Here is a 20,746-nt window from a genome sequence, read left to right on the forward strand (position 1 = left end):
CGGGGGCGTCTTGTCGACGGCTTGGAGCCTGCTGGTGGCGGGGGACCGGCATGTCCGTCCGCGTATGAGACGCCCTGGCCGCCACACGCGGACGCCACCGCGACGGCCACACCACCCCCGCCCCCCACTACATCTGGGACCACGAAGCCGCCATACGTGACGCGGGCAGGCGCTCCCGCCCGCGTCCTCCGGGGGTTATTGCCGTGAGCCGGGTCAGCGCCAGATGAGGTAGTAATAGGCCCAGTAAGCGAGAAATGCCATCAGAAGCAAGCTGGAGACAAAGACCCCCAATGCGATTCCAAAGAATCTGCCGCCTGCCCCCTGGAATCTCAGCGAGGCTCCGACAAGCGCCCCGGCCACAGGCAGTCCGACCAGGATGAGCACCGGAATGAACAATTGTCGCAGACCGAATTCGCTTACCTCGATCACCACGCGGCGGATCGGCATGGCAATAAAGATCGCACTCAACAAGACGAGCACGAAGGCGATGGGCTTGTAATTCTGCTCATTCGAATCCGAGGAGCCGGTAGTCATAGTGACCACATGCTGGCATCGCCGTAGTGCGGCGTCAAGACTGCTGTTGATCGACGGTTTTCAGAGGTCGGAGCAGGTGACGGAAAGTGAATCATCCGGAAACCGCCTCACTCGACCCACCACCAGCCCTCGCCGAGATCATATGTTGGGCTCCCTACGTCGCCCTCCGCGGTTTGAATGATCGTCTGGGAATCGGACTTGCCCGGTATGTAGGCGAACCCCTCACCGGATTCGGCACGCCACTTGTCAACGAAAACCGGGAAATAAAGGCCGTGCTCTTGGGCTTGTACATCTCCCTCTATCGACAGGTACTTCATCCACGAGGGGACCTCAAGCGGCCGGCCGCTCTCATAGGAGGAGGCGAGGTCGGCGAATGTCTCATGGTGCAGCCGGAGCCAGCTCTCCAGATAGACCATTTTCCAGTCTGCCGTCCAGATCAGCAGCCCCAGGATCGAGGTGGCCGTCAACACCGCCATCGAGCGTCCGTACGCTTTGACAGCCAGGTAGGACATCACCCCGGCGAAAGACCACAGCAGCGACCACAGCCAGCTCCATACGAGCAGCAGGTTGTAAAGCAGAGGGTTCTCCAGAAACAGCGGTATCCGAAGGTAGGAAACGAGCGCCAGAAGAAACCAGCCGGCCGCCGCCAGCAAGGAGAGCAGCCACGGTTTCTGCATAGCAGGAGGAATCGGCACCGAAAAAGTGTGGTGCCATCTCCACATTGCTCGCCATGCCTTGCTCGATGTCTCTACCAAAGCTGCACGATCTCCACACAAGCTGCCGCCGACGGTCTGGATGAAAAGCACCGGTCTCCGGTTTCACCTGATGAACCGAGAACAGCTGAGCGCACCGGGGTGAAGCAGCCGGCGATGGGAGGCTCCAGTAACATCCCCACGTTCGCGGACATGAACATCCGAGCCTGGGCCTTACTCAGTAGCGCGTCCGACGTCGAGCTCGCCACCGCTTTCCGGGTCGTCGGCAATACCACATGTCGTGTTTGACGCCACTGCTGGACGGGTGCCTCCAGGATGACGGTGGTGCGGGGCGCGGGCAGTCAGTTGATGTCGTTGAATCGTGCGCCGATGAGATCGAGTGCGTGTTGCTGCGTGCTGCTGAGAACATCTGTTGTGTATTCGGTGAAGAGTCCAGTAACTCCGGTGAGGTCTACGCCTGACTCTGTTTCGTTGAGTTCTCGCACGATCGGCGCGAAGGTTGTGACGAATTCGTCAACGAACCGGTCAAGTTCATCGTCGCTGGTGTGGGGTCCCAGGCTTTCGAACTGTGCGGTCACGGTTGTGATGGCGGGCAGGAGAGCGGGGTCGCTGATCCGTTCGTAGTACCCGACGAGGTGGGGCATGCCGTCGGTGCCGACCAGGTGGGCGAGGAGAACGGTTTGATCCCGGTCGATTCGTGCCATCGCCGGGGAGAGCCTGCCGGCCGCAAAGGTGGTGAGAAACCGTGCGAGCTCGGGCGGGATGTCCGGCGCTGCTTTCTGTTCCCGGAGCCGGGCGATGAGATCGCGCTGCGTGGTGAGCCGGTCGATCTGGGCGGCGAGTTCTTGATCGAGCTGATCAAGAAGCCCTATGGCCTGATCGCCGGTCTCATCGAGAAGGGCGGGCATCTGCTCCAGTGGTATTCCGAGGGCGGCGAGACGTCTGATACGTAGGACTCGGATCAGATCGTGCACGTCGTACTGCCGGTAGCCGTTGGGTCCGCGGGGCGGCTCGTCGAGGACGCCGACCTGATGGTAATGGCGGAGTGCTCGGACGGTGACTCCGGCGAGCGAGCCGAGTTCGCTACTGTTCACCGCTGGCCACCTGCGCCTCGTTCGTCATCATTTGCTCTGGGTTCTCTGGTTCCAGTTTATGAAGCGACCGTGCGGTCAGTGCGAGGAGGAAGGCGACGGTCCATACGGCTGCGAGTGCGAGAGCTGCGACATTGACGCTGATGTACTCGGTGAGCATGGCTGCCAGCACGATGCCGACCGGTGGGGCGGCGGTCATCATGGCGTTCTGGGTGCCCATGATCCGTCCTCGCATCGTCTCGGGTATCCGCTCGATCATGAGCACGCCGATCAGGCTGCCGAACAGTCCGCTGGAGAATCCGACGACGAACGCTCCAGCGAACACCACCCATACGGACGGTAGCGCGGCGATGAGGGCGATCCCGACTGTTGTTCCGGCGAGACCGGTGACGAACCAGGCTCGGCGGGCACCGCGCGTGCCGACTGCGGCGTAGCTCGCGCCGCCGAGGAGCATCCCGAGGGCAAGGGCGCTCAGCACGAAACCGAGGAGGCCGGGCTGGTTCTCCTGGGTGAAGAACACCGGCAGCACGAGCCCTTGCAGCGCCCCGAGGACCAACACCGACGCCAAGCTGATCATGGTGACTGCAAGCAGGAAGCGACTGCGGAACAGGGCCCACCAGCCGTCACGCAACTGTGACCACCCGGTACCGGTCGGAGCCGCCGCGACACCGTCCTCCGACATGATCGTGCCGACGGGCCGCGGAATCAGGAGCGTGATCAGCGCAGCCACCAGCGACGTAGCGGCGGTGATCCACAACACCGTTGAGCCGTCGAAGAGGACCATGAGAGTCCCTGCCGCTGCCGGTCCCAGCAAGATCGCCACCGCACCCAGCGTCTCTCGCACCCCCATCAGTCGTTCGGCACTGACGCTCCCGTGGCGAACGACCGCGGGAAGCAGCGCTTCCCGCGCCGTCGCACCGGGCACGTCGCCGAGCGAGCCGATGATGCCGAACAGAATGAACCACCCCAGGTTGAGCCCCGACACCAGATCGACCAGCGGCAACGCGGCGATCGACGCGGCAGAGACGAGATCGGTGATCACCGAGGATGTGCGCCGGTTGATGCGGTCGATGACCACCCCCATCAGCAACCCCGCAAGAACGGCCGGGACAACGGTCGCTGCGGCGACCGCCCCTGCACCAAGCACACTCCCCGTGGTCTGTAACACGATCAACGGCAACGCGATCCCCGCGATCGAGTTCCCGAGCAGGGACAACAGGTACGAGGCGAGATATGCGACGGGAACGAGCTTCATATCTCAAGCACAAACTATGACGTAGGGGCGGAGTCAAGCTCACCGCAGAACGCAGGGCGGGGGCCTACATCCCGATGCCGTGCTCGTGCTGTGGACCGTGTCGCTGTTGCGGGTCGTGGTTCGGTGCGGCGAGTTGTGCTTGTCGTTCGGCGCGGGCGCGGAGAAAGGCACCCGTACAGTGCGCGACACGAGTGGGCGGATGAGCCGACCGGTGCCGGCTGGTCCCAGGGCGTGTCGATGGCCTACCTCAAGGAACCGGCCGCACACTGGCGCACCGTTTCCGTGAACATGCGGCCCCGGGGGGCCGGCCGGTAACCAAGGATCAGTTCGGTCGAGCACCGTGCGGTGCGGGCCGCCGGCGGACGAGTCGTCCGGCCCGGCGGCCCCCGAAGTCGCTCAGTCCTGGTTGGGGATCTCCAGGCGGGAGAGGGTCTGCGAGCACGAGGCGTTCCTGATCGCCGGTCGCCGGGCCAGGAGTTCCCGTGCCTCGCGCCGGGCCAGGTTCCAGCCGTTCCAGGGGTCGGGTCCGGCGAGGTCGTTGGCCGCGATCACGTCCAGCAGGACGCAGCTGCGGGACGGCTCGGGCAGCCGGTCCAGTACGGGTACGGCCTCGGCGCCGAGGTCGCCCAGGTATTCGAGGTCGATCCGGTCCACACCCCGTACCGCGATCTGGGTCTCCGCGACCCGCAGGTCGGGGTTCCACACCGCGAACGCCAGCAGCGAGGCGCTCGTCATCAGCACGAGGGTCCTGGGCAGCCAGCGCGCGTGCCCACGCCTGGTGAGCCGGGCCGCGCCCGCCGCGAGGACCAGAGCGAAGACCCCGCCCAGCCACCAGACCGTCGCCGCCACCGAGGCCCGCAGCCGGGAGAGCCCGTAGGCCTCGGCGTACAGGTCCAGGCGGTGCAGCGCGGAGAAGAGGATCACCAGGGTCAGCACGCAGAGCAGGCCGAGCAGCCCGGCCATCAGCCACCGGTCGAAGCCCTTGAGATCCAGCGTCCCCGAGGCGACCGCGACGATCGCCAGCACGAACACGCTGACGACGACGAGCTGGAAGAATCCCGAACGCGCGTACTCGGCGTAGGTCAGCCCGGTGGCGGAGACCACCCACCGGGTGGTGCCGAACAGCACGGTGAGCTGCATCCCCACGAACGTGGCGAACAGCAGGTTGAGCGCCGTCAGCGGGGTCACCCAGATACCGCGGCCGACCGTGACCTTCAGGTCGGGGGCCTTCGGCTCGGCCACCGGCCGCAGGCCGACCAGCACGGCAGAGGCCACCACGACCGCGAAGACCACGAAGAGCAGGATCCGCAGCGGCAGCGACTCGGCCCAGGCCTGCGCGCTGAACACCTGCTGGACGGCCTCGGCGAAGACCGCGTCCGCCGAGGCGAACAGCGCCCCGAACACCGCCAGCAGCACGACGGTCAGTCCGCCCCCGAACAGCAGGGGGACCACCCTCCTGCGGTCCGCGAGACCCTTCAGCCTCGCACCGAGGAACCACGGCACCGGCAGCAGGCCAAGGAGCACCGACGCGCCTCCCCTGAGCACCCCGAGCCAGCCGCGCCCGGCCCCCGACAGAGCGAGCGCGGCCAGCAGGAACCCGGCCAGCAGGACCACCCCGACCAGCCAGTCGGCGTCCCTGAACATCACCGTCGCGACCAGCCCGTAGGCGATCGCCCCCATCCCCGCCGACCACGGGGTGATCCTGCTGCGCACCGCGGGAATCGCCGCCGCCCCCATGGCGACCGACACCAGCACGAGTCCGAGACCGGCCCTGCTGTACGGCACCGCGATCGCGGCGAGCAGCCCGACGGCGGCGGAGACCGGCAGCACCCACCGGGGGGTGTCCGGCAGGTCGGGCCGGGGGAAGACCGGCGGCGCCTCGTACCCGCCGGAGCCTCCGGGCCTTCCCGGTGGCTGAACAGCCGGTCGGTATTCCTCCCGGATCGGCGCGAACCCTCCCGGGGCTCCCGGGGAGCCGCTCCTGGCGCCCACCGGCTGCGCCGCTCCCTCCTTCTCCTGGACCTCCGGTACGGTGACGCGCTGCGCGACGGGTCCCCGCGCGGGAGGCCGGTGCGGGAGCGGTTCGCCGGCGGACCAGATCTCGCCGGTGGGCGTGGTGGCGCCGATGACCGTGCCGACGAACACACCGATCATGAAGAGGACGGCACCGACGAACGCGGCCAGCAGGACGTCGACGCTCGCGAGGCCGATACCCACGATCACCGCGCAGACCAGCCCGGCGACACCCCCGAGGAAGAGACCGCTGAAGGCCCCGAGCCAGTTCCGCACCACGACCTGCTCCCGGCGCACGTCCCCGTCCCGCCCGTCCCGGACGAGGACCGGCTGGGGGGGAAACGGCTGCGCGGGCGAAGAGGACGGAGGAGATGGCACGGCGGGCGCGTCGGACTCGGGAGTGGAGGCTTCGGGGTCCGTGGAGGCGGACATGGGGACGGACACCACCTGGTGCCCGGGCTCCCCGGCGGTGACCTCCCGTCGAGGAGCACCGGTCACGGCCGGCCCCAAGGCCCCGGCCGGTTCACCGGAACCGGAGTCGATCCCGGCGGCCTCGCGAGGATCCGGCTGCTGAGCATCCCCTGAGATCTCATCAGGTTCCTGTTCCTGAGCGCTCCCGGTGACCTCGTGACGCTCACCGATCCCCGTTGCCGTGCCGCTCGCGTGCGGGGCGGAAGGCGTGGAGGCGGCGAGGTCCTCAGGGACCTCGCTCACCTGGTCCTTTTCAGGGGTGGAAGGCGTCGAAGGGGTCCTGTCCGATACAGAAGGCGTATGAGCCTTACTTGCAGGGGCCTTGTCCGGGGCGCCGTCGTGCACCGCCGCGGAGTTCACCTCGGAGGGGGAATCGTCCTTGGCAGGCGGAGACGGGGGGTTCATCTCAATCCTTTCCGGAAGGTCGGTCACTATGTGGCAGCCGGGATCGTCTTCGACGTGGATGGAGCCGCCGTGGAGTTCGACGATCTCCTTGGTGATGGCCAGGCCCAGCCCGGCACCGCCGTCGTCGGCGGCCCGTCCGGCGTCCAGGCGGGAGAAGCGCTCGAACGCCCGCGCCCGGTCCTCGGCCGCGATCCCCGGTCCCTGGTCGCTCACCCGGAGCCGGACGCCCTCTCCCCTGGCCGCCGCCGCCAGCACCACGGTCCCGCCGTCGGGACTGTGCCGCACCGCGTTGTCCAGCAGGTTGGCGAGGACCTGCGCGAGCAGGTCCGGGTCGGCGCGCACGCTCAGTCCTTCCGGGACCTCGCAGCGGGCCGCCACGCCCTCCCTGGCCAGCACGGCCTCCCGGAGGGCCTGCTCACAGAGCGGGCGCAGCTCGACGTCCTCACGTTCGATCAGCCGGGCACCGGACTCCAGCCGGGACAGGTCGAGCAGCTGCGCGACCAGCCGGCCCAGCCGCTCGGTCTGGGCGAGCGCGGTGCCGAGGGTGACGGGATCGGGCTCCGAGACCCCGTCGACCACGTTCTCCAGCACCGCCCGGAGCGCGGTGATCGGCGTGCGGAGCTCGTGGCTGACATTGGCCACCAGATCCCGCCGCTGCCGGTCGACCTCGCCCAGATCGGCGGCCATCGCGTTGAAGGCTCGGGCGAGCTCGCCGACCTCGTCACGGGAGGTCGCGGTGACCCGCAGGCCGTACCGGCCCTTGGCGATGGTCTGCGCGGCGGCGGCCATCTCGCGGAGCGGCTTGGTCATCCCCCGCGCGAGCAGCTGCACCATGATCAGCGCGAACACGGCGGCCACCGCGACGCGCACGTTGCGCGAGTAGCCGGCGTTGAGGCCGACCTCGTTGACGACGAACGCCGCCACCACGGCCAGCAGGATCACCATGCCGAGCTTCGCCTTGATCCGGCCAAGGAAGTCGAGAGGTCTCAAGGGTCGGCGCATCCCGGTGTCGGAGGGGAAGGGTATACAGGGGTTGAGTGCCGGGGAGGGCGATCGGTTCGGACCGGGGGCTCCCCGCCCGGCGCGGATGGAATCCCCGCCGGACGCGAGCGCCTTTCAGGGCCGTATCGGAACCCGCGTTGACGGCGTGATACGTGTTCACCGCTTGGCTGTGCTCCGTTCCTCAGCGGAGGTCGCGAACCTGAGGTCGCCGGGGCGGTCCGAGCCGGCGAGGGGTGCCCCCGGACGTGCGTTCACTGCCGGACGAGGGCGTAACCGACGCCGTGGACGGTACGGACGACGCCGGGGCCGAGCTTGCGGCGCAGGGCACGGACGTGGCTGTCGACGGTACGGGTCGCCGCGGCCTCGGAGAAGCCCCAGATGTCCGCCAGCAGCCGCTCCCGCTCGAAGACCTGGCCGGGGCGCTCGGCGAGGCGGCAGAGCAGGTCGAACTCGGTCCTGGTCAGCTGAGCCTCGTCGCCCCGCACGTAGACCCGGCGCTCCGCGGTGTCTATCTCGACGTCGGCGACGCGGATGACCGTGTCGGCCACGGCCAGCTGGGAGGCCCGCTCGACCCGGCGGAGCAGGGCGTGCACCCGGGCGACCAGCTCGCGCATGCTGAACGGCTTGGCCATGTAGTCGTCGGCCCCGACCCCGAGCCCCACGAGCAGGTCGGTCTCCTCGCCCAGCGCGGTGAGCATGAGCACCGGGACCGGTCTGGCCGCCTGCATCCGCCGGCACACCTCGAGACCGTCGAGGCCGGGCAGCAGCCGGTCGAGCACCACCACGTCGGGCCCCGTCTTCGCGTAGGCGACCAGCGCCGCCTCCCCGTCCCCGACGACCAGCACGTCGAAGCCCTCGGCGGCCAGCCTGTGGCGTACGGCCCGCGCGATCGTCTCGTCGTCCTCGACCACGAGGACACGTCGTTGCTGAGGGGTTGCCATGCTCGGCAGCGTAGACCGGAGCCGTGCAGAAGACCTGCGGTGAATTGTGAAGGTTCTGCGCACTCACCAGGCCGCGCCGTCTTCAGATGAATCCGGATCGATCGGACCGCGTCCGCCGATCGCGGCCCCCCGCCTGACCCCACATCACCGGCGTGGATGCCAAGACCCATGCGGTCAAGCCCTCGGCGTGGTCTCCGGCCGTCGCGCGGCTCGCATGACGGATACCGCCCGCGGTCGGCGTGTGACCTCGGATACCAAAGGATCGGCGGCACCGCGGGCGGGAGGCATCGAGCCCGGCCACCATATATGACAGGATTGATTTATATAAGTAGAAACTGAAATAGTTGGACCCGTGCACGCCTTTGATGTTCTCGGTGATCCGGTCCGGCGCCGGATCCTGGAACTGCTCGCCGACGGCGAGCGGTCCTCCGGCGCGATCACCGCGGTCATCCGGGAGGAGTTCGAGATCTCCCAGTCGGCGGTGTCCCAGCATTTGCGGGTGCTGCGGGACAACGGGTTCGCGACGGTCCGCGCCGAAGGGACCCACCGCCTGTACTCAGTGGACGCCGCCCCCCTGCAGGAGGTCGACATGTGGCTGGAACGCTTCCGCCGGTTCTGGCACCGGCACCTGGACGCGCTGGCCACCGAACTCGTCCGAGGCAGACGCGAACGCCGCTCGACCGGCAGCGGCCCCAACACCAAGAAAAGTGAGGACCCATGATCGACGCCATCGCCCAGATCAACGCCATCCATCGCGAAGCTGGCACAGTTCGCCCCGGACGTCGACTCCGCACCTGATCAGAACAGGAACATCTGATCGAGGGCCGGCCTTCGAGGGGTTGGAGAAGCACCGGGCGGGACCTCCGCGAGATCGAAGGCCCCGCCCGGGCCGGAGGTCAGGCGAGGATCAGGCGGCGGCCGGTGATCCGGTAGCCGATCCGGGCGAACGAGGCGGCCATGGGCTTGTTGCCCACATCGGTGTTGTCGTTCACCTCGGGCTCCCCCTCGGCGCTGAAGATGTGCAACGCCTCGATGGCCAGGTCGTCGGCGTAGCCGTGGCCGCGGTGGGCCGGGTCCACCCCGAGATAGCCGATCGTGGCGCTCCTGGAGTTGCGGGTGGGCATCACGATGCCGACGAGCTCACCCGACGCGTCGCGGGCGAGCCGCCACCGGCCACGCCCGCCCGGCATGTCCGCGACGTCGGTCACGGTCTGCTCGGCCGTCGCCCGCGCGCCCCGCTCCGCGAGGTGGCGCCGGTCCCAGTCGTCGAGGCTGCCCTCGGTGACGCGTGCCAGCAGGTCCAGCATCACCTCGTCGTCGTCCACCGGGGCGAAGGTGAGCCGGGCGGGCCTGGGCGGCAGGCCGTACTCGGGAGACCAGCGCAGGTTGAGCCGCTCGACGGACTGCCGCAACCCGGCCCGCTCGGCGGCGGCGATCCGGTCGGAGGCGTCGGCGAGCGCGTCGGGACGCTCACGCCAGTCGGCGGGCAGGAACAGGTGGTAGTCGGGCCGGGTGCCGGACGGCGTGGCGTACCCGGGCGTGACCAGCGCCGCGTACGCGGCCCGCAGCAGTGCGGCGCCCACCTCGACCCGGTCGGGCCCGAACCCGGGGTCGAACCAGTCGAGGCTGAAGGGGTGCTCGGAGCCTGGAGGCCCCCAGAATCCGGCCCTGGCGACGACCTCGTCGCCGCGCAGCGCGACCCAGACCCATCCGGACCGGTAGTCGAGCTTGTCGAAGGGCAGGTTGCGGGCGCCCACGCCGGAGGCGGGCAGCGCGCCGTAACGGTGGAACAGGTCGAACTCGTCCGCGTCGAGCGGGCGGAAAAGCAGATCGGACAAGGAAAGCTCCAGAAAGCGGGTGCGCTTCCCGGGTCTCAGGCGGCCTGTCGCCCGAGGCGGGAGCGCGTGACCAGGGTGGCGAACATGTGCTCCTCACCTCCTCACGCTCGAAGGGACGGCCAGGCTACCGATGTGCCCGTCCCATCCTCAACCGGATAAACGGGCGCCGTCCCGGCGGGGCCGGCGACCGGGTGACCGGCGCCATACGGCCTACCCCCGGCGCCGGCCGTGTCGGTACCCGGGCCGTGCGCCGTGCCTGCCCTCACCGGACGCGCCACGCCCCGGCATCGCTAGGTCCGCGACCGTTCCGGCGTTACCGTGACGGAGTGATCGATGTCACCGCGTACCTCCGCAGGATCGGCGTCAGCGTCGACGGACCCCCGAGCGTGGAGTCACTGCACCTGCTGCATCGGGCACACGTGCAGCGAGTGCCGTACGAATGCCTGGAGATCTGGCTGGGCCGGCCGACGACCGTCGACCCCGCGGAGTCGGCCGCGCGGATCATCGGGGGCCGGGGCGGCTACTGCTACCACCTCAACGGGGCGTTCTCCCTGCTGCTGGAGGCGCTCGGCTACCGGGTGAGGAGGCACGTGGGCGGGGTGCAGGGCAAGGCCGAGGGGTCGCCGAACATAGACGGCGGTCATCTCGTACTCACCGTCTCCGGCCTGTCCTGCCCGGACAACCCCAACGGTGAGTGGCTGGTCGACCAGGGCCTCGGCGACGCGATCCACGACCCGCTCCCGCTCGTCGAGGGCACCTACCGGCAGGGCCCCTTCAGCTACGGCCTGCGCCCCTCCGAGGTGGAGCCCGGCGGATGGCGGTTCGACCACGACCCGCGCGGCGGCTTCCTCGGCATGGACTTCCGCATCGAACCCGCCGAGATGTCGGAGTTCGCCGCGATGCACGAGTTCCTGTCCACCTCCCCCGAGTCGGGCTTCGTCCGGGTGGCCACGGTCCAGCGGCGCGACGCGAGCGGTGTCGACGCGATGCGGGGCCTGGTCCTCACCCGTGTCGGCGACCGCGAGCACACCCTGACCGCGCAGACCGAACGTGACTACTTCGAGATACTGGCCGACGTCTTCGCCCTCCATCTGTCCGACGTCACCTCTGCCGAACGCGCCAAACTCTGGCAGCGCCTGTGGACCGCCCACGAGAGATGGTCTGATTTCCAGTGATTCGAGCGGCGGCTCGGTCGAACCGGGAGACATGACCTCTCCCGCCCGTACGAGCGCCTGATCTCAGCTCCAGGCCGCCGGCGGCACGCTCGCTCGATTGAAATGTGCGGGCGCCCGGTCCCGGCTCCATCGCGTTGTGAGGATGCCCATGACACCGCGTAAGCGGACACCAGGGCTCAATGCGGCAGGCGGAATCCCTTTTCATTGGTTCATGTGCCGCTAAGTGACTATGTTGCTGTCCGCGATGGGATAGCGAACGGGGTGAGCAGGATCGACACTCAAGTGCTGGCGGACCGCTATCGGCTGCTCAACCCTCTCTCCGAGGGCGGGGCGGGCACGGTCTGGCTCGCCGCCGACGAGATGCTCGGCCGTGACGTGGCGGTGAAGGAGGTGCGGCTCCCGCCCGACCTCGATCCCGCCAGGCGGCAGGAGGTCCTCGCCTCGGCGCTTCGCGAGGCCAACCTCGCCGCCCGGCTCAAGCATCCCTCGATCGTGACCGTCCACGACGTGGTCATCGACCAGGAACGGCCCTGGCTCGTCATGGAGTTGCTGTCGGGCGCGTCCCTGGAGCAGACGGTCCGCGACCGGAGCCCGCTGCCGGTGCACCAGGTGGCCAGGATCGGCGTGGGCATCCTCAGCGCGCTCGGCGCCGCCCACGCCGCCGGGGTGGTTCACCGCGACGTGAAACCGGGCAACGTCTTCCTCACCAGGACCGGCAAGGCGGTCCTCACCGACTTCGGCATCGCGGTCGTCGACGGCGAGGTCACCTCGGGCCGGACCGGCCACCTGATCGGCTCGCCCAACTACATCGCGCCGGAACAGCTGCGCGGCGAGCGCGGCGGCCCCGCCTCCGACCTGTGGTCCCTCGGCGCCACGCTCTACTTCGCCGTCGAGGGGATACCGCCGCACCCGGCGGAGACCCCCATCGCGGCGATCGGCCGGGTGCTCACCGAGCCGCCCAGGCCGCCGGAGCGCGCGGGCGGGCTGGGCCCGCTGCTGATGCTCATGCTCGACCCGGCTCCCGAGGCCCGGCCGTCGTTCGACGCCGTCGCCCGCTCTCTGGCGGAGCTGGCCATCGGCCATACGCCCGCCGGGGTCGCCGGCACCGCCGGGGTCGCCGGGGTCGCCGGGGTCGCCGGGGTCGCCGGGGTCGCCGGGATTCCAGCCGCCGCACCGCACCTCTCTCCGCCGCCCGCCGCCCCCGCCATCCCTGCCGTCACCGACCCCGTTCCCGCCCCGGTACGACCACCCGAGCCGGGCCGGGGGCGTGCGATGCGATGGGCCGCCGCCGAGATGGCCGGGATCGCGGCGGTCATCGGGGTCACCTTCGGGGTGACGTTCCTGCTGACCTCGGACCCGACGTCCGCCGAGAGGGTGGTCAGGCTCAGCGAGAGTCCCGGCGCCTTCAGCACCCCCGTGGACGTGTGCGAGCTCATCCCCGGTACCAGGGCCAGGCAGCTGCTGCCCGCGCTGGCGGGCGAAGGCAAGCCCACCAACAACGGGGGCTGCCAGTGGGCGGCCAGGGGCATGGGACTGGAAGTGCGTCTCCCCGGTACCAACAAACAGTGGGGCAGGAGCCCCCGGCAGGCCCATGAGCTGTTCGTGAACCAGCGCCAGGGCGCCATACCGAGCGGGGAGAGCGCCTGGAGCTGGCCGGAGATCCAGGCCGGTGTCCGCTCCGCCCGTTCCACGGCGCCGACGGCCGTGGCCCCCGTCGGGGATGAGTCGTTCGGCTACGACGTCTACGAGAACCGCATGACAGGCAGGCTGGAGCAGAGCTACGTGATCATCCGCGTGGACAGCCTCGTGCTGGAGGTCGGTTACACCGTGGTGGACGGCAGCAAGGACGGCCCGGCGATCCAGGCGGGCGCCCACACAGCCGCGACGTGGGTCGCGAACGCGTTGAACAACCAGAAAGCGGGCGAATGAACCATCCAGACGTCCCCCTGTCGCAGGGCAGGCACGCGGGCGGGCACACCGCTCCCGCGCCGGGGCCGGGGATCGCCGGAGCCGGGGTCCCGCCCATGCTTGAGCAGAACTCGCTGGAACAGGTGATCACCCGGTTCGGGCCGATGCCCCCGCAGCGGGCCGCGATGGTCGGCGTGGCCGTGCTGGACCAGCTCGTGGTGATGCACAGGCAGGGCATGCTGCACGGGGATGTGCGGCCGAGCTCGGTGCTGCTCGGCCCGTACGAGCAGATCATCCTCGCCCCGCCTTCCCTGCCGTCCTCGCTCTTCACCTCTCCCGAGGGCGTGACCAGCCCCGCCGCCGACCTGTGGTCGCTCGGCGCGACCCTCTACACCGCCGTCGAGGGCCGCCCGCCGTCGCCGGGCGGCTCCCTGGACAACGCGGGCCCGATCGCGCCCGTGCTGTTCCGGCTGCTCGCGGGCGATCCCGCCCAGCGGCCCGACCCGGACACCCTGCGCAAGATCCTGCTCGACGTCTCCCAGCACCGTCCGGAACCTCCCGCCTCACCACCCCCCGGGGGTGCGCCCTCCCAGGTCTCCGGCCCCGCGGGCCCCGCGGTCTCCGTCCCCGCCGCCCCAGGGGCACCGGCGGCCTTCGGGCAGGCGCCCCTCCCGGCCGCCGGGGTACCGGCCTCCCAGCCGCCGGGCGACCTCGGAGCACCCTCCACAGGGCAGGAGGGCGGGACCGTTCCGGTCACCGAGGCGGAGGTGACCACGCCCTTGAGGAAGAACCCGGCCGAGCAGACATCCGCCGTCACCGCCGGGCTCCCCCTCCAGGACATCCCGGCCCCCCAGCAGGCCGCGCCCCCTTCTCCGGACACGCCGACCGCCTGGCAGGGCCCGATCCCTCCCCTGGACACACCGGCCGCCTGGCAGAGCCTGCCCCAGGGCCCGTCCCACTCCGGCGCGCCCTTCCAGCACGGTGCCCCGCTCCCCCTGGACGCCCCCACCTCACGCGAGCCGGCCCCCGTCCCCGGCGCGGCGAGAGAGACGGCGGACGAGCCCACCGAGCGTTCCACCCGGGCGACGGGGATACTCGTACCCCGGCCGGTCGTGGCGCTGACCGGGGTGCTGCTCTTCGGCATGGCGGTCAGCATCGGCATCCTGCTCACCTCGGTGCTCGCCAACGCAGACGACGACATCTCCGCCGAACCCTCCGGGGCCAAGGGGCGCTTCGCCGCGGCGCCCCGGGCCTGCGGCCTGCTCGACGACAAGCAGGTGAACCAGCTGGTGCCGGGATTCAACAGCTCGGAGATCGAACACTCGGCGTGCGACTGGCTCAACCGGCACGACTGGCGCAAGCCCAACGTGGAGAAGTACGACCTGCGGGTCCGGCTGATCGCCCAGAAGCAGAACGGGTCGGAGGTCGCGAGAGCGAAGGAGTACCTGGCCGGCAAGAAGAAGGACATCCTCGACAAGGGCCAGTTCGCCACCCCCAAGCCGCTCCCGCCCAAGGACCTGCGGGGGATCGGCGAGGAGGCGTTCACCTCCAGCGGCTACAACCCCATCACCCTGTACGGCGGCTCCTACAAGACGACGGTGGTCTTCCGGATCAGCAACCTGATCGCCGAGGTCGAGTACGAGCGGGGCGGCGTCAAGGAGGACCCGGACGGCAAGATCGCCGAAGGCGCGTTGCAGGCGGCACGCTGGCTCACCGAGTCCCTGAAGACCGATGGCTGACCCGGCGGCCGGCCCGCTGCCCGTGCTGGCGGGCCGCTACCGGGCACTCGCTCGGCTCGGCGCGGGCGGGATGGGCGTGGTGTGGCGGGCCCGTGACGAGCTCCTCCACCGCGAGGTGGCGATCAAGGAGGTCACGCTCGCCCCGCACCTGCCCCAGGAGCACCGTGACGAGATGCGGGAGCGCACCATGCGCGAGGCCCGCGCCGCCGCCAGGCTCGGGCACCCGTCCATCGTGGCCGTCCACGACGTCATCGCCCAGGACGGCCGCCCGTGGATCGTGATGGACCTGGTCAGGGGCCGTTCGCTGGACGACGCGATCCGCGCCGACGGACCGCTGCCGCCGCACCGGGTGGCCGTGATCGGCCTGGCCGTGCTGGACGCGCTGACACTCGCGCACAGCCGGGGCATCATGCACCGCGACGTCAAACCGGCCAACATCATGCTCGCCCAGGACGGCGGGGTGCTGCTGACCGACTTCGGCATCGCCGCGGTGGAGGGCGACGCCCAGCTCACCTCACCGGACGCGCTGGTCGGCTCCCCCGGCTACATCGCCCCCGAGCGGCTGCGCGGCACCGGCGACGGCCCGTCCGCCGACCTGTGGTCCCTGGGCGCGACCCTGTACGCGGCGGTCGAGGGCCAGGGGCCCTTCCGGCGCGACACGCCGGTCGCCACCATCGGTGCGGTGCTCACCCAGGAGACCCCTCCTCCTTCCCGGGCCGGGCAACTGGCTCCCGTACTCCTGGCCATGCTGGCCAAGGATCCCCGGCAGCGCCCGGGAGAGTCGGGGCTGCGCGCCGCGCTGCGGCAGGTCGCCCAGGGACTGCCGGCGGGACCGCTCTCCCCGGCGACCGGACCGCAGGTTCCGCCGCCCCAGGCCGCGGCACCCCAGGCCACGGCTCCGGCACCGGCCAGACCGCGCCGTACCGGCCTGATCGTCGGAGCCGCGCTGGCCGTGGTCGCGGCGGCGGTGGCCGGTACGGTGCTGCTGACCATGGGCGGGCCGGAGACCCCCGAGACACCGTCGCGGGCGGCGAACGCCGGGCGGTTCGCCACCGCCCCCGACCCGTGCACGCTGCTGACCGGACCCCAGGTCGAGGTCGCGGTGCCGAGCGCGTCGCCGCTGTCCATGAAGGCCAAACAGAACAGTGAGCCCTCCTGCAGCTGGGACGACCTGCTGGGCACCGCCCGTCCCGACCGCAGGCTGCGGGTCGCGGTCGGTCACAAGGCTCCCACCCCCGGCAAGAGCGGCCCCGACACCGCCCACGCGTTCTTCGTCGCCGAACGCACCTCGGTCGTCGCCGACCAGGGCAACGGCCTCCTGGGTTCCACCGGCCCGCTCAGGAACATCGGCCGGGTCGGGGCGGAGGCGTTCTCCTACGACGTGGTCGCCCTGGACCGGATCCACTCCGTGATCCGGTTCCGGGTGAGCAACCTGCTGGTCGAGGTCAACCTGTCGGAGGCGGGAAAGCGTGCCGGAACCGCGCTGCGGCAGGATGCCCTGAAGATCGCGCGCCAGGTCTCCGAGGAGCTGAACAGCCGTGACTGAGAAACGCGCCGCGACGGGAGGGTTCGCGTGACCGATCCCAGCCTCCTGGCCGGGCGCTACCGTCTGCTGGAGCGCCGCGACCGCGCGGGCACGAGCTGGCGCTCGCGCGACGAACTGCTCCGCCGCGACGTCACGATCTCCGAGGTGCCGCTGCCGCCGCCCGGACCGTCCCGCGACCGCCTCCTCGACCAGATCCGCGCGGCCGCGGGCCTGCGGCACCCCGGCGTCACCGCCCTGCACGACGTGATCTCGGGTCCCGACCGGCTGTGGCTGATCATGGAGTCGGTCGAGGGGCGCTCGCTGCTCCAGTCCGTCCGGGCGGACGGCCCGCTCCCCGCCGAGCGGGCGGCCGAGATCGGGCTCCGCGTGCTGGACGCGCTGGCCGCCGCCCGCGAGCTGGGCGTCCACCTGGCCGCCGCTCCCGACAGCGTGCTGCTCGCCACCGACGGGCGGGTGGTGCTGACCGGCGTCGCCGCCCTCGGGCCCGCCGACGAGCTGCGCGACCTGGGTGCCACCCTGTTCACCGCCGTCGAGGGCCGGGCTCCGCACACCGGTTCCCGTCCGGCTCCGCTGACGGCGGACGGTACGCCGCTGGCCGAACCCGGCAGCGGCTCGACGGCCTCCGGCCCGCTGGCCCCGCTGGTCGAGGAACTGCTCGCCGCCGGGCCCGGCCACCGGCCCGACGCCACCTCGGTACGGCTGACCCTGGAGCGGGTCGCCCCCCGGCCCGCCCACGGCGGACACCGGGAGCCCGGAGCCCGCACCGGCCCCCGCAGGACGCCTGTCCTCGCCGCCGCTGCCGCCGCCCTCGCCGTACTCCTCCTGGGCGCCGCCTACTGGTTCTGGCCCCGCGCCACCGAGTCCACTGCGGGGTCCACGGCGGGGGCCACGCCGGTCGCGCTGCCCACCGCCTTCGCGCGCACGCCCGACCCCTGCTCGCTCATCTCCACCAAGCAGGCGGACGACCTGGCACTGGACACCACTCCCACAAGGAAGGGCAAAGAGTGCGAGTGGAAGACCAATGACTCCGGGCAGCCTCCGAACCTGCGGTACACCCTGTGGATCTCCGCCTTCGGCTTCACCTCCGACGAGGCGGCCCGGCGTAACCACGCGAGGTTCCGCAAGGAGACCCGCGAACGGACCAGGACGGATGCGGGAGCCACTCTCACCCACGTCAAACCGGTGGAGGCACTGGCCGGGATCGGCTCCGAGGCCTACCGCAACGAGGTCACCAACCAGCTGACCTACAGCAGCTCCGTGGGCTTCCGCGCGGCCAACCTCGTGATCATCGTCCAGTACCAGCGCGGCGTCCCCGAAGACGCCAACGGCACCACCGGCGAGGGAGCGCTGAAGGTCACCCGGTGGATCCTCGAAAGGCTCAGCCGCGAGAGCTGAGCCCCGGTCCGGACCTCAGCCAGGCAGCAGGAAGCGGACCTCGCGGCGTTCGAGTGGCCGACCGCAGGCTCTGCACAGCAGTACCGGCCGGAAGGCCGCGCCGCAGCGCAGGTGGGTGATGGACAGAGCCGAATCCTCGGAGGCGGGGAGCTCGCGCTGGGCCCAGTCGACCAGGAGGGCGAAGACCTCGAAGAAGGCCAGCCCCCGGTCGGTGAGACGGTAGGAGCCGTCGGGCCGGGGCTCGAAGACGCCCAGCTCGACGAAGCGGCGCAGCCGGTCGGTGAGCACCGAGGGCGCGATGCCGAGGCCGGACTGGAAGTCGACGAAGCGGCGGGTGCCGAGGAACGCCCCGGCCAGCACGCTGGTGCTCCACCGGTCACCAAGGATCTCCATCGACGCCGGGCAGTAGCCGATCAGGTCGGCCGGGGTTCCGGAGCGGACCGTACGGCGGTGCCGCCGAGGCGGGCCGATCCGGGAGAAGGCGGCCTGCGGCCCCGGCTCGGTCCTGGTGTCGCGGGCGCTCATCGGCTCCAGGCAGACCCCGCACCCGAGGCGGGGCTCGGCGTCCTGACCGCACAGCTCGTGCAGCAGCGGGGGAAAGCGCCCCGGGGAGACCCAGTCGCGCTCCCACGCCTGGATGGCCACCAGCAGTGCCCACAGCCGGAGTCCGCGCTCCGTCAGCCGGTACTCGTAGCGGGTGCGGCCGTCGCGGTACGCCGACAGCTCGAAGATGCCGTGGTCGACCAGTTCCCTGAGCCTGGCCGCGAGGACCGACTCGGAGATGCCCAGCGCGTCGCGCCAGCCCGCGAAGGTCCGGATCCGCAGCAGGAACGCCCGCTGCAGGATCAGCAGCACCCACCGGTCTCCCAGGATCGCCAGCGCCTGCCCGATCGCACCGAGTTCGGCTCGCACCGGCTCCCGCTCAGCGCCGTCCACAACGTGTCCTCCAGATGGTCGCGTGGTCGTTCCCGGTAAACATGATCGTTCCGGCCTCCGGCGAAACCGCCGAACCACCAATCCACCACTACCCGGACAGGCCGCCGCGATCCCCGGCGGGACCGCGGTCACGGAATTCGCCGGGGCGTCCAGAGCAGGCGAGGCGGCTCCGGCATGGCGGCGCTCAGGGCACTGGCGGAGCGGCGGGAATCACGATATATCTCGGTTGGAACCGTGCGGCGGATCCACACGTTGGACTGGCGACGCACAATGAAATACAGACGGGGCATCCGCCCCGCGTTCGGAGGATGTTGAGGATGTCGCCAATCCAGAAGTACGCGATCGGCGCCGGAGCAGTGGTGTTCCTGTCGTGGCTGTTCCTGCCAGGTTTCCTGACGCTGCTGATCCTCCTGGGCGTCGTCGCCGCCCCGGTCGTCGGCTACCTGATGCTCGACCCGTCCCAGCGCGAACGGCTCAAGCGCGCCCGACGCCGCGGTCTCGGCCGCTGACGCGAAGACCGTCCCGCCCGTCGAGGCCCGGCCTCGCGAGCCCACGTTCCGGGGTCGCGACAGCCGGGCCTGCGGGGGACCGTGAGGGGCCCGGCCGGTCAGGCGGTGGCGGTCACCAGCTCCGATTCCACCCGGCGGGTGACCTTGCGCTCGAACACGAACGAGAGCAGCGGCACGGTGCCGGCGAGCATCACCCCGAGAATGTACGGCCACGTCCAGCGCGCCTTCATGCCCAGGTTCATCGCGGCCACGAGATAGAGCATGTAGAGGAAGCCGTGGATCGGGGAGACGATCTTCGAGGGCTCCTCGATGCCGAAGCCGTACCTGAGCACGATGCAGGTGACCAGGACGAGCAGCATCACGCCGACGATGTACGCCAGGATGCGAAAGGGCTTGAGAGCGGATTCCACGGTCGGTTACCTCGGTCTTGGGGTTCGGTTCACGGGACGGTGCGAGCGGGCAGAGCGGGGGTTTCCGGAGCGGCGTCGGGAGCGGGGGCGGGGGTGTCCTCCCGCGCGCGGCCGCGCAGCGCGTCGCGTACGAAGTGCCACCACATGAAGACCGCGAACAGTCCGAAGATCCACCACTGGGCGGCATAGGCGAGGTTGCGCCAGGTGAGCACCCCGGACTGGGTCGGCGGGGGGACGTTCACCGGCTTGGCCGCGACCGCGGGAGCCGGTGACTGCTCGGCGGCCACCACGAACCCGTTACGCAGTTTCGTGTCCCGCCAGAGGTTGATCAGTTCGGCCGACGACACGGTCAGCACCTGCCCCTGCGGCAGCTGCCGGGTCCGGCGCTGGACGCTGTCGGTGGCCTCCGAGGGCTGCAGCCGCCCACTGACGGTCACCCTGCCCTCGGGCACGGCCGCCACGGCGGGATCCTGCGCCGTGGCCACCCAGCCACGCACGACGGGAACGAAGGTTCCGTCGCCGAGATCAAGCGCCGTGAGCAGCCACAGGCCCCCGTCTCGTTCGGCCACCAGCAGCTGCTTCGAGGCGTCGTAGGTGCCTTCCGCGGTCACCCTGCGGCTGACCGCGTCGGCCGTCATGTGCTCTCCGGGTGCGGTGAGGGTGGCGACCGCCACGGGGGCGGGGTCGACCGACGCCCGGGGCCCACCGGACTCCTCGAAGACGCCGAGCTGCCACCTGCCCAGCAACCCGCACACGACGAGGGCCCCGATCGCGAGCAGGTGGAGCACCACCACGCGGGCGGAGAACAGGATGCGGAGCATGACACCACGCTATCCGCCCCGGTAGGCGGTCCGGTCCTCAGCAC

Annotated in this window: 17 protein-coding genes; 7 read left to right on the forward strand and 10 right to left on the reverse strand. The window is 70.5% G+C overall.

The annotated features are described in order from the left end of the window. Positions 1-213: 213 nt before the first annotated feature. The 6 genes from ABT061_RS40175 to ABT061_RS40200 form a co-directional block, all read right to left on the reverse strand. Positions 214-534 (reverse strand): hypothetical protein, encoded by a 321-nt coding sequence (locus tag ABT061_RS40175; protein WP_350928114.1) that lies wholly within the window; start codon positions 532-534, stop codon positions 214-216. 107 nt (positions 535-641) lie between these two features. Then, positions 642-1,229: a hypothetical protein gene (locus ABT061_RS40180; protein ID WP_350928116.1), complete on the reverse strand. Its 588-nt coding sequence runs from the start codon at positions 1,227-1,229 to the stop codon at positions 642-644. A gap of 359 nt (positions 1,230-1,588) precedes the next feature. Further along, entirely contained in the window at positions 1,589-2,341 is a 753-nt protein-coding gene (locus ABT061_RS40185) for a MerR family transcriptional regulator (protein WP_350928118.1), read from the reverse strand. After that, complete coding sequence (locus ABT061_RS40190) at positions 2,331-3,593, reverse strand: MFS transporter (RefSeq protein WP_350928120.1); 1,263 nt, start codon at positions 3,591-3,593, stop codon at positions 2,331-2,333. Before ABT061_RS40190 ends, ABT061_RS40185 begins: the two co-directional genes overlap by 11 nt. A gap of 396 nt (positions 3,594-3,989) precedes the next feature. After that, positions 3,990-7,472 carry a DUF4153 domain-containing protein gene (locus tag ABT061_RS40195; protein ID WP_350928122.1) on the reverse strand — a complete coding sequence of 1,161 codons (3,483 nt, stop codon included), beginning with the start codon at positions 7,470-7,472 and terminating at the stop codon, positions 3,990-3,992. Between the two features lie 263 nt (positions 7,473-7,735). Beyond that, entirely contained in the window at positions 7,736-8,425 is a 690-nt protein-coding gene (locus ABT061_RS40200) for a response regulator transcription factor (protein ID WP_326636357.1), read from the reverse strand. A 352-nt stretch (positions 8,426-8,777) separates the two neighbouring features. Here ABT061_RS40200 and ABT061_RS40205 point away from each other — a divergent pair, with 352 nt between their 5' ends. After that, on the forward strand, positions 8,778-9,146 hold the full coding sequence (locus tag ABT061_RS40205) for an ArsR/SmtB family transcription factor (protein ID WP_350928124.1): 369 nt from the start codon (positions 8,778-8,780) through the stop codon (positions 9,144-9,146). A 175-nt stretch (positions 9,147-9,321) separates the two neighbouring features. Here ABT061_RS40205 and ABT061_RS40210 read toward each other — a convergent pair whose 3' ends face one another. Next, positions 9,322-10,263 (reverse strand): GNAT family N-acetyltransferase, encoded by a 942-nt coding sequence (locus ABT061_RS40210; protein ID WP_350928126.1) that lies wholly within the window; start codon positions 10,261-10,263, stop codon positions 9,322-9,324. Between the two features lie 326 nt (positions 10,264-10,589). Between ABT061_RS40210 and ABT061_RS40215 the strand changes: the two genes are divergently transcribed. The 5 genes from ABT061_RS40215 to ABT061_RS40235 all read left to right on the forward strand — a co-directional run bounded on the left by ABT061_RS40215 (position 10,590) and on the right by ABT061_RS40235 (position 18,026). Further along, a complete protein-coding gene (locus ABT061_RS40215; RefSeq protein WP_350928128.1) occupies positions 10,590-11,438 on the forward strand; it encodes an arylamine N-acetyltransferase family protein in 849 nt (282 codons plus the stop codon). Between the two features lie 261 nt (positions 11,439-11,699). Beyond that, positions 11,700-13,367 carry a protein kinase domain-containing protein gene (locus ABT061_RS40220; RefSeq protein ID WP_350928130.1) on the forward strand — a complete coding sequence of 556 codons (1,668 nt, stop codon included), beginning with the start codon at positions 11,700-11,702 and terminating at the stop codon, positions 13,365-13,367. Next, positions 13,364-15,085: a serine/threonine-protein kinase gene (locus tag ABT061_RS40225; RefSeq protein WP_350928132.1), complete on the forward strand. Its 1,722-nt coding sequence runs from the start codon at positions 13,364-13,366 to the stop codon at positions 15,083-15,085. Before ABT061_RS40220 ends, ABT061_RS40225 begins: the two co-directional genes overlap by 4 nt. Beyond that, on the forward strand, positions 15,078-16,631 hold the full coding sequence (locus ABT061_RS40230) for a serine/threonine-protein kinase (RefSeq protein WP_350928134.1): 1,554 nt from the start codon (positions 15,078-15,080) through the stop codon (positions 16,629-16,631). Before ABT061_RS40225 ends, ABT061_RS40230 begins: the two co-directional genes overlap by 8 nt. A gap of 27 nt (positions 16,632-16,658) precedes the next feature. Further along, positions 16,659-18,026: a protein kinase family protein gene (locus ABT061_RS40235; protein WP_350928136.1), complete on the forward strand. Its 1,368-nt coding sequence runs from the start codon at positions 16,659-16,661 to the stop codon at positions 18,024-18,026. 15 nt (positions 18,027-18,041) lie between these two features. Here the strand turns inward: ABT061_RS40235 and ABT061_RS40240 are convergent, their stop codons facing one another. Beyond that, positions 18,042-18,962, reverse strand: coding sequence for a winged helix-turn-helix transcriptional regulator (locus ABT061_RS40240; RefSeq protein WP_350928138.1), 921 nt, complete (start codon positions 18,960-18,962; stop codon positions 18,042-18,044). Between the two features lie 317 nt (positions 18,963-19,279). Between ABT061_RS40240 and ABT061_RS40245 the strand changes: the two genes are divergently transcribed. After that, positions 19,280-19,471, forward strand: coding sequence for a tail-anchor membrane protein (locus ABT061_RS40245; protein ID WP_326636344.1), 192 nt, complete (start codon positions 19,280-19,282; stop codon positions 19,469-19,471). Positions 19,472-19,569: 98 nt separating this feature from the next. Here the strand turns inward: ABT061_RS40245 and ABT061_RS40250 are convergent, their stop codons facing one another. Together ABT061_RS40250 and ABT061_RS40255 are read right to left on the reverse strand one after the other, a co-directional pair. After that, positions 19,570-19,881, reverse strand: coding sequence for a DUF3817 domain-containing protein (locus ABT061_RS40250; protein ID WP_350928141.1), 312 nt, complete (start codon positions 19,879-19,881; stop codon positions 19,570-19,572). 29 nt (positions 19,882-19,910) lie between these two features. Further along, positions 19,911-20,702: an SURF1 family protein gene (locus ABT061_RS40255; protein WP_350928143.1), complete on the reverse strand. Its 792-nt coding sequence runs from the start codon at positions 20,700-20,702 to the stop codon at positions 19,911-19,913. Between the last annotated feature and the right edge of the window lie 44 nt (positions 20,703-20,746).

It is taken from the genome of Streptosporangium sp. NPDC002544, from assembly GCF_040295965.1.
Classification (GTDB): Bacteria; Actinomycetota; Actinomycetes; order Streptosporangiales; family Streptosporangiaceae; genus Streptosporangium.

Bases quoted from the DNA above. Each gene is read 5' to 3' on its own strand.
- ABT061_RS40255 (WP_350928143.1), bottom strand. From the start codon at position 20,702: ATGCTCCGCATCCTGTTCTCCGCCCGCGTGGTGGTGCTCCACCTGCTC.
- ABT061_RS40175 (WP_350928114.1), bottom strand. From the start codon at position 534: ATGACTACCGGCTCCTCGGATTCGAATGAGCAGAATTACAAGCCCATC.
- ABT061_RS40225 (WP_350928132.1), top strand. From the start codon at position 13,364: ATGAACCATCCAGACGTCCCCCTGTCGCAGGGCAGGCACGCGGGCGGG.
- ABT061_RS40230 (WP_350928134.1), top strand. From the start codon at position 15,078: ATGGCTGACCCGGCGGCCGGCCCGCTGCCCGTGCTGGCGGGCCGCTAC.
- ABT061_RS40190 (WP_350928120.1), bottom strand. From the start codon at position 3,593: ATGAAGCTCGTTCCCGTCGCATATCTCGCCTCGTACCTGTTGTCCCTG.
- ABT061_RS40245 (WP_326636344.1), top strand. From the start codon at position 19,280: ATGTCGCCAATCCAGAAGTACGCGATCGGCGCCGGAGCAGTGGTGTTC.
- ABT061_RS40200 (WP_326636357.1), bottom strand. From the start codon at position 8,425: ATGGCAACCCCTCAGCAACGACGTGTCCTCGTGGTCGAGGACGACGAG.